The sequence below is a fragment of the Thiobacillus sp. genome, from assembly GCF_024708915.1.
Map to the genome: position 1 here is coordinate 1 of NZ_JANJXQ010000135.1, position 8717 is coordinate 8717.

The following is an 8717-nucleotide window of genomic DNA, read 5'->3' on the forward strand; positions in this document are numbered from 1 at the left end:
TGCCGGTGCCGAACTTGGCGTGGGCGACGCTCTGCCCGACCTTGAAGCCGGTGTCGCTCCCCACCTGTGGCGAACGCGCAGCCGGGACAGGCGCGCCATGGCCTGAAGCGTAGGATTGCTCGACCCGGCGGTTGAGGTGCAGGAGCACCTGCTCCGGCAGTTCGGCGAGGAAACGCGACGGGATGCCGTAGCGGATCTGGCCGTGCAGCATGCGCGATTGCGCGTGCGACAGATAGAGCCGCCGCCGCGCGCGGGTGATCGCCACGTACATCAGGCGGCGCTCCTCCTCCAGGCCGCTTTCCTCGTGCGCACTCTGCTCGTGCGGGAACAGCCCTTCCTCCAGGCCGGTGATGAAGACGGCGTGGAATTCCAGACCCTTGGCGGCATGCACCGTCATCAGTTGCAACGCATCGAGGCCGGCGCCGGCCTGGTGCTCGCCGGCCTCGAGCGCGGCGTGGGCGAGGAACCGGTCCAGATCAGGCGGGGCCGGTTCCGCGGCGACCGGCCCCGCCGCCGTGTCGGAAGCCAGGGCATCCGCAGCACCAGACTCTTCGGCAAACAGCGCGGCCGCGTTGACCAGTTCGTTGAGGTTCTCGAGGCGGTCGGCGCCGTCCTTGTCGGCGCGGTAGTAATCCGCGAGGCCCGAGGTCTCGATCACGTGGTCGATCGCCTCCGGCAGCGTGAGGTCGGCGGTGGCGGCCTTCATGTCCTCGATCAGCTTCGCGAAGCCGGCGACCTTGCCGCCCGACGTACAGGCGGCCTGCCACAGGCTCGACCCCGAGCGCGCGGCAGTCTCGGCAAGCTGCTCGAGCGTGCGCGCCCCGATGCCGCGCGCCGGAAAGTTGACCACCCTGAGGAAGGCGCCGTCGTCTTCGGGATGGGTCAGCAGGCGCAGGTAGGCGAGCGCGTGCTTGATCTCCTGGCGCTCGAAGAAGCGCAGCCCGCCGTACACCCGGTAAGGGACGCCGGCCGAGAACAGCGCGTGCTCGAGCACGCGTGACTGCGCGTTGGAGCGGTACAGCAGGGCCATGTCGGCAAGGTTCGCTCCCTCGCGGTTGAGCGCGCGCACCTCGTCGACGACGAAGCTCGCCTCGTCCTGGTCGGACCAGGCGTCGAAGATGCGGATCGGCTCGCCGTCGCCCTCCGCCGTCCACAGGTTCTTGCCGAGCCGGTGGGCGTTCTGGGAGATCAACGTGTTGGCCGCGGTGAGGATGTTGCCGTGGCTGCGGTAGTTCTGCTCGAGCTTGATCACGTTGCCGTGTGCGAACTCGCGCTCGAACTCGGCCATGTTGGCGGTGTTGGCGCCGCGGAAGGCGTAGATCGACTGGTCGTCGTCGCCGACCGCGAAGAGCGCGGTGTGCGGGCCGGCGAAAAGCTTGAGCCAGCGGTACTGCAGGGTGTTGGTGTCCTGGAACTCGTCGATCAGGATGTGGTGGAAGCGGTCCTGGTAGTGCTGCCTGAGCGGCTCGTTGCGGTAGAGGAGTTCGTAGGAACGCAGCAGCAGCTCGGCGAAGTCGGCCACGCCCTCGCGCTGGCACTGCGCGTCGTAGGCCTCGTAGAGTTCGGCGAGCCGCATCGAGTACTCGTCGTAGGCGTCCGCGTCGCGCGCGCGCCGCCCGGCCTCCTTGTTGGCGTTGATGAACCACTGCACCTTCTTCGGCTCGTACTTCTCGGTGTCGACGTTCAGCGACTTCAACAGCCGCTTGATCGCCGAGAGCTGGTCGGCGGAATCGAGGATCTGGAACGACTGCGGCAGTCCCGCTTCGCGCCAGTGGGTACGCAAGAGACGGTTGGAGAGCCCGTGGAAGGTGCCGACCCACATGCCGCGGGTGTTGATCGGCAGCATCGCCGAGACGCGGGTGAGCATCTCCTTCGCCGCCTTGTTGGTGAAGGTCACCGCCAGCACCCCCAGCGGCGACACCTGGCCGGTCTGGATCAGCCACGCCATGCGGGTGGTCAGCACCCGCGTCTTGCCCGAGCCGGCACCCGCCAGGATCAGCGCCGACGCGTGCGGCAGCGTCACCGCGGTGCGCTGTTCGGGGTTGAGGTCTTCCAGCAGGGGGAGGGACATACGGCGGTAAAATCGGGCGGTCAATGACGAATTATAAGGGGCTCCCCATGGTGAAAATCCTGTTTTTCGGCGACCTGGTCGAGACCCTCGGCATGGCCGCCGACGAAATCAGTCTGCCGCCCGACGTGACCGACGTCGAGCGGCTGCTGTTCCTGCTGTCGAGACGCGGTGAGATGTGGAAGAAAATGCTGCTCGGCAACCCCAAGCTCAACATCACAATCAACAAGCAGTTCGCCGAGAAGTCCGCGCCGGTGAAGGATGGCGACGAGATTGCGCTGGTAGGGTTCGCGGTGATCTGAGCGACGGTTTGGCCACTCCAACAAAAAACGGAGCCCGTTGGCTCCGTTTTTTGTTGGGGTGATGTCTTTACTTGCTCTTGTTCGCGATCATGTCCTGAATGATCGGTGCCAGGATCAGCTCCATGGCAAAGCCCATCTTGGCGCCCGGCACGACGAGGGTGTTGCGGCGCGACATGAAGGAGTTCGGGATCATGTTCAGGAGGTAGGGGAAGTCGACGCCCTTGGGCTCGCGGAAGCGGATCACGATGAAGCTCTCATCGGGCGTCGGGATGTCGCGCGTGATGAAGGGGTTGGAGGTGTCGACGGTCGACACGCGCTGGAAGTTGATGTCGGTACGCGAGAACTGCGGGGTGATGTAGTTCACATAGTCCGGCATGCGGCGCAGGATGGTGTCGACGATGACGTCGGCGGAATAGCCGCGCTCGGCGCCGTCGCGGTGGATTTTCTGGATCCATTCGAGGTTGACGATAGGCACCACGCCGATGCCGAGGTCGACGTGCTGCGAGACGTCGACGTCGTCGGCTTTCACCAGGCCATGCAGGCCTTCGTAGAACAGCACGTCGGAGCTGGCGGGCACGTCTTCCCACGGGGTGAATTCGCCGGGGTTGAGGCTGGTATTGAGGCGCTTGTTGTGCTCGGCGGCCTCTTCATCGCTGTGGATGTAGTAACGCTTCTTGCCGCCGCCGGTTTCACCGTAGGTCTTGAACAGTTCGGCCAGCTTGGCGAAGTGGTTGGCTTGCGGGCCGAAGTGGCTGAACGACATGTTGCCTTCAGCTTCGGCTTTTTTCACGGCTTCCTTGAAGTCGGCCCGGGCCAGGCTGTGGAAGCTGTCGCCTTCGATCACGGCGGCATTGATTTTTTCACGGAAGAAAATGTGCTCGAACGCGCGCTTGACCGTGGTGGTGCCGGCGCCGGATGAACCCGTGACCGCAATGACGGGATGCTTCTTGGACATGCTGGGACTCCCTGAAGAGGTAAGAATAAAAAGCGAAAACGCCGCATTTTACCTGCAAGGAGTAGGCCGTGGTAGTAGAGGCGCCAAAGCCCCAAGGGCCCCGATCCACTATGGGCGCTTGTACCCGAAGGGCAGAAACCCGTGTGGAATCGTATGCCCTGAAGGACTCCGATCCACTACGGGCTGAAGCCCGTGTGGAATCGTATGCCCCGACGAGCGGCCGTTGCCTGCGCGGACCGCTTCAGGGCGTGGGCGTTTACATGGCGAATTCCAGCCGTTCCTCCACTGTCTTCAGTGCGGCTGCGGCGCAGGCGGCATCCTTGTCGCCGCCGGGCGCGCCGGAGATCCCGACTGCGCCGATCAGGCTGCCGGCGGCGCGGATCGGCAGGGCGCCGTCCATCACGATGAGGCCGTCGATGTGGTTGAGCTCGGGGCGGATGTCGCCGCGCGCGGCGAGGAATTCGCCTGAGTCGATGCCCGACATGATGGTCATGCCGGCTTTGCGCTCGGCGATTTCCAGCGTGTGGCGCGCCGCCAGCGTATCGCGCAGCGCGACCTGCACGTTGCCGGCCCGGTCGAGTACGACGGCGGAGACGTTGTAGCCGTCCTGGCGGCAGGCCTCGACCGAAGCCATGGCGATATCGCGCGCCAGTTCCAGGCCGATCTGTTTGACCGGCAGCACGTCGGGCTGGGCGGCCATGACGGACGGGGAAGCAGCGGACAGGGAAGCGACAAGCAGGGTGAGCGGAAGCAGCGTTTTCATGGAGTCTCCTTTGGGGGTGAACAGTAACCGACATCGGTGGGCGGGCAGTGTTCCCGGCCAGAGCCAAACAGCCCGGCTGGCCATAGTGGGAATGCGCCATGTCCGGGCGGCGCGGCAGAGCCGGCGGTATAATCGCCGGCTTGATTCTAAGCGGTTGCTGCAATGCAAGAAAAATACCTTCCATCGGAAATCGAACGCGCCGCGCAGGCGCGCTGGGCGGCGAGCCAGGTCTACCGTGCCGCAGATGCTTCCGACCGCCCCAAATACTACTGCCTGTCGATGTTCCCCTACCCGTCGGGCAAGCTGCACATGGGGCATGTGCGCAACTACACCATCGGCGACGTGCTGGCGCGCTACCACGCGCAGCGCGGCTACAACGTGATGCAGCCGATGGGCTGGGACGCCTTCGGCCTGCCGGCGGAAAACGCGGCGATTGCCAACAACGTGCCGCCCGCGGCGTGGACCTACGCCAACATCGACCACATGCGCACCCAGCTGCAGGCGCTCGGCTTCGCCATCGACTGGTCGCGCGAGCTCGCCACCTGCAAGCCCGACTACTATCGCTGGGAGCAGTGGCTGTTCACCCGCCTGTTCGAGAAGGGCGTGATCTACAAGAAGATGGCCAGCGTCAACTGGGATCCGGTCGACCAGACGGTTCTGGCCAACGAGCAGGTGATCGAGGGGCGCGGCTGGCGCTCCGGCGCGCTGGTCGAGAAACGCGACATCCCGATGTATTTCTTCCGCATCACCCAGTACGCCGACGAGCTGCTCTCCGGCCTCGACAACCTGCCGGGCTGGCCGGAGCGGGTGAAGACCATGCAGGCCAACTGGATCGGTAAGAGCGTCGGCGTGCGCTTCGCCTTCAAAATCCCCGCCGCAGGCGACAAGACTGCGCCTCACCCCTCACCCCTCATGCCTGACGATTTGCTCTGGGTGTTCACCACCCGCGCCGACACCATCATGGGGGTGACTTTCTGCGCGGTGGCGGCCGAGCACCCGCTCGCCACCCGTGCGGCGCAGGACAATCCCGCGCTCGCCGCCTTCATCGCCGAATGCAAGCAGGGCAGCGTCGCCGAAGCCGACATGGCGACGATGGAAAAGAAGGGCATGGACACCGGCTTCAAGGTGACCCATCCGCTCACCGGCGAAGCCATTCCGGTGTGGGTCGGCAACTACGTGCTGATGAGCTACGGTGAGGGCGCGGTGATGGCGGTGCCGGCGCACGACGAGCGCGATTTCGGCTTTGCGCAGAAATACGGCCTGCCGATCAAGCAGGTCATCGATCTTCCCCCCTCCCCCGCAGGCGGGGGAGGGGGGGCGTTTTCCACCGACGGCTGGCAGGAATGGTACGGCGACAAATCGCGCGGCCGCTGCGTCAACTCCGGCAAGTACGACGGCCTCGACTACACACAAGCCGTTGACGCCATCGCCGCCGACCTCGCCGCGCTGAATCTCGGCGAAAAGAAAACCCAGTTCCGCCTGCGCGACTGGGGCATTTCGCGCCAGCGCTATTGGGGCTGCCCGATCCCGATCGTCCACTGCGCCCGCTGCGGCGACGTGCCGGTGCCGGCCGAGCAGCTGCCGGTGGTGCTGCCGGAGGACGTGGTGCCCGACGGTTCCGGCAACCCGCTCAACAAGCGCGCCGACTTCGTCAACTGCACGTGCCCCAAATGCGGCGGCGCGGCGCGGCGCGAGACCGACACCATGGACACCTTCGTCGAGTCGTCGTGGTACTACGCGCGCTACGCCTGCCCCGATTTCGACGGCGGCATGCTCGATGCGCGGGCCGACCAGTGGCTGCCGGTCGACCAGTACATTGGCGGCATCGAACATGCCATCCTGCATCTGCTGTACGCGCGTTTCTTCCACAAGCTGATGCGCGACGAGGGGCTGGTGGCGAGCGACGAGCCGTTCGCCAACCTGCTGACACAGGGCATGGTGATTGCCGACACCTATTACCGCGAAGCGGCGGACGGCAAGAAGACCTGGTTTAACCCGGCCGACGTCGAGTTGCGCGATGGCGTTGCGGTGTTGAAATCCGATGGCCAGCCGGTCACGGTCGGCGGCACCGAGAAGATGTCGAAGTCGAAGAACAACGGTGTCGACCCGCAGGCGCTGATCGACCAGTACGGCGCCGACACCGCGCGCCTGTTCACCATGTTCGCCGCGCCGCCGGAGCAGAGCCTGGAATGGTCGGACGCCGGGGTCGAGGGCGCGCACCGATTTCTGAAACGTCTGTGGAAGCTGGCCTACGAGCACGTGCAGGGCGGCGCAACCACGGCATTTGCCGGCGGCGAGCTGCCGGAAGCGGCCAAAACCCTGCGCCGCCAATTGCACCAGACGATCCAGAAAGTCAGCGACGACATCGAGCGCCGCAAGCAGTTCAACACCGCGATTGCGGCGGTCATGGAACTGATGAACGCGCTCGCCAGGCTGGAGGGCATGGACGCCGTCGCCCGCAGCGTGCGCCAGGAAGTGCTCGAAGCCGCGGTCGCGATGCTTGCACCGATGGTGCCGCACATCAGCGAGACGCTGTACGCCGAGCTCAAGCCGGGTGCCGCGATGACGTGGCCGGCGGTGGACGAAACCGCACTGGTGCAGGACGAGATCGAACTGATGCTGCAGGTCAACGGCAAGCTGCGCGGGCAGATCCGCGTGGCGGCGACGGCGGCGCGCGAAGCCATTGAAACGGTTGCGTTGGCGAGCGAGGCGGCGCAGAAATATCTGCAAGGACAGCCGCCGAAAAAAGTCGTGGTGGTGCCCGGACGTTTGGTTAATATCGTCGCATGAACCGTCGACTGTTCCTTGCCGCCCTGCCTGCCGCGCTCGTCGCGGGCTGCGGTTTTCAGCTGCGCCGTGTGGCCGACCTGCCGTTTGCCAGCCTGTATGTCGAGGCAACGCCGGGTAGCGTGGTGGCGCAGCGCATCCGTTCCCTGCTGACGGCGAACAAACAGACGCGGCTGGTCGCGACCGCCGACGAAGCCGAGGCCGTGCTCAAAATCACCCGGGAAGAACGTACCCGGGTCATTCTCTCGCTGTCCGGCGCGGGGCGCGTCACCGAATACCGGCTCGGCTTGCGGCTGAGCTATTCGGTGAACGACAAGGCAGGGCTGGATCTGGCGGCACCGGAGACCATCGAGCTTACCCGCGATATCACCTACGACGACACAAAAGTGCTGGCCAAGGGCGCGGAAGAACAGCTGCTGTATCGCGATATGGATGACAACGCGGCCTTGCGGATTCTGCGCCGCCTGCAAAACCTGAAACCCGGAATCGGCGCTTCTTGAACATTCCGGCCGATCGCCTGCCCGACCACCTTGCGCGTGGCCTTGCCGCACTTTACGTGGTGGTGGGCGACGAGCCGCTGGCGGCGCAGGAAGCGGGCGACGCCATCCGCGCGGCGGCGCGCGCAGCGGGGCACTCCGAGCGCAGCGTCCACACCGTGCAGGGGCGCACCAACTGGCAGGACATTTTCGCCGCCGGCGACAACTTCTCGTTGTTCGCCGAGCGCCGCCTGGCCGAAATCCGCATTCCTTCCGGCAAGCCCGGCGTCGACGGCGCCAAGGCGCTGGAAACCTATGCCGCCCGGCTGCCCGCCGACACGCTCACCCTCATCAGCCTGCCGGGGCTGGACTGGAAAACCATGCAGAGCCGCTGGTTCGCTGCGCTGGCAGCGGCTGGCGTGGTGGTCGAGGCAAAGCCGGTCGACCGCGCCGCCTTGCCCGGCTGGATCGAGCGCCGGCTGGCCAGACAGGACTTGCGCGCCGACCGTGCCGCGCTGGAATTCCTGGCCGACCAGGTCGAGGGAAATCTGCTCGCGGCGCAGCAGGAAATCGACAAGCTCGCACTGTTGCTGCCGCCGGGGAGGGTGACGCTGGCCGATATCGAACATGCGGTGGCCGATGTCAGCCGGCTGGAAGCCGATATCCTGCAGGATGCGTTGTATGCGGGCGATGGCGCGCGCTTTGCCCAGGTAGTGGCCGATTTGAAAGACAGCGGCGAAGCGGTGCCGGCCATCCTGTGGCAGGTGTCATCGGCCGTGCAGCTGCTGCTCAGGCTAAAATCGGCGGTGGCGCGGGGCGACAGCCTGCCTGGAGCGATGCGGACGCTGTGGGGCCGCGACAGGCAGCGCGCGCCGCAGATCGAGCGGGCGGTGAAACGCCTGAGCCTGGCGCAGGTCGAATCCGCATTGACCGACCTGGCGCTGATCGACCGCCAGGCCAAGGGGCTGGAGCGGGTGGGCGATCCCTGGGATACGCTGCTGCGCGTGGGCATGACACTGGCTGAACCGGCAGGCAATGGGAAAAGATGATGGATATTAAAAGCTACATGCAGACGGTGGGCAAACAGGCGCGCGAAGCCTCGCGCGCGATTGCCCGCGCCGACACCAACCAGAAAAACCGCGCGCTCTTGGCGATGGCGGCGGCGATCCGGCGCGATACCGCGAAGCTGCTGGAAGCCAATGCGCGCGACATGGAGCAGGCGCGCGCCAGCGGGCTCGACGCCGCGCTGCTCGACCGCCTGCAGATCAACGACAAGGCCGTCGCCGGGATGGCCGAAGGCCTGGAGCAGATCGCCGCGCTGCCCGATCCGGTCGGCGAAATCGACGGTCTGAAGTACCGCCCCTCC

Annotated in this window: 7 protein-coding genes and 1 pseudogene; 5 read left to right on the forward strand and 3 right to left on the reverse strand. The window is 65.8% G+C overall.

Features of this window, described 5'->3' with window-relative positions; translation table 11 throughout:
* Positions 1 to 2071: UvrD-helicase domain-containing protein (locus tag Q0L94_RS09870; RefSeq protein WP_296752941.1), on the reverse strand; the 2071-nt coding region annotated here is incomplete at its 3' end.
* 47 nt (positions 2072 to 2118) lie between these two features.
* Here Q0L94_RS09870 and Q0L94_RS09875 point away from each other — a divergent pair.
* On the forward strand, positions 2119 to 2370 hold the full coding sequence (locus tag Q0L94_RS09875) for a MoaD/ThiS family protein (protein WP_296752942.1): 252 nt from the start codon (positions 2119 to 2121) through the stop codon (positions 2368 to 2370).
* 67 nt (positions 2371 to 2437) lie between these two features.
* Here Q0L94_RS09875 and Q0L94_RS09880 read toward each other — a convergent pair whose 3' ends face one another.
* Positions 2438 to 3325: a phosphoribulokinase gene (locus Q0L94_RS09880; RefSeq protein WP_296752944.1), complete on the reverse strand. Its 888-nt coding sequence runs from the start codon at positions 3323 to 3325 to the stop codon at positions 2438 to 2440.
* A 256-nt stretch (positions 3326 to 3581) separates the two neighbouring features.
* Positions 3582 to 4088, reverse strand: coding sequence for a heme-binding protein (locus tag Q0L94_RS09885; RefSeq protein WP_296752945.1), 507 nt, complete (start codon positions 4086 to 4088; stop codon positions 3582 to 3584).
* 162 nt (positions 4089 to 4250) lie between these two features.
* Here Q0L94_RS09885 and leuS point away from each other — a divergent pair, with 162 nt between their 5' ends.
* The 4 genes and pseudogenes from leuS to Q0L94_RS09905 all read left to right on the forward strand — a co-directional run.
* A complete protein-coding gene (gene leuS, locus Q0L94_RS09890; protein WP_296752947.1) occupies positions 4251 to 6878 on the forward strand; it encodes a leucine--tRNA ligase in 2628 nt (875 codons plus the stop codon).
* Complete coding sequence (gene lptE, locus Q0L94_RS09895) at positions 6875 to 7375, forward strand: LPS assembly lipoprotein LptE (protein WP_296752948.1); 501 nt, start codon at positions 6875 to 6877, stop codon at positions 7373 to 7375. The genes leuS and lptE overlap by 4 nt, the downstream gene beginning before the upstream one ends.
* Positions 7372 to 8400, forward strand: coding sequence for a DNA polymerase III subunit delta (gene holA / locus Q0L94_RS09900; protein WP_296752950.1), 1029 nt, complete (start codon positions 7372 to 7374; stop codon positions 8398 to 8400). Before lptE ends, holA begins: the two co-directional genes overlap by 4 nt.
* Positions 8400 to 8717 (forward strand): annotated as a pseudogene (locus Q0L94_RS09905) (gamma-glutamyl-phosphate reductase); the annotation flags it as partial. The gene holA and the pseudogene Q0L94_RS09905, both read left to right, overlap by 1 nt.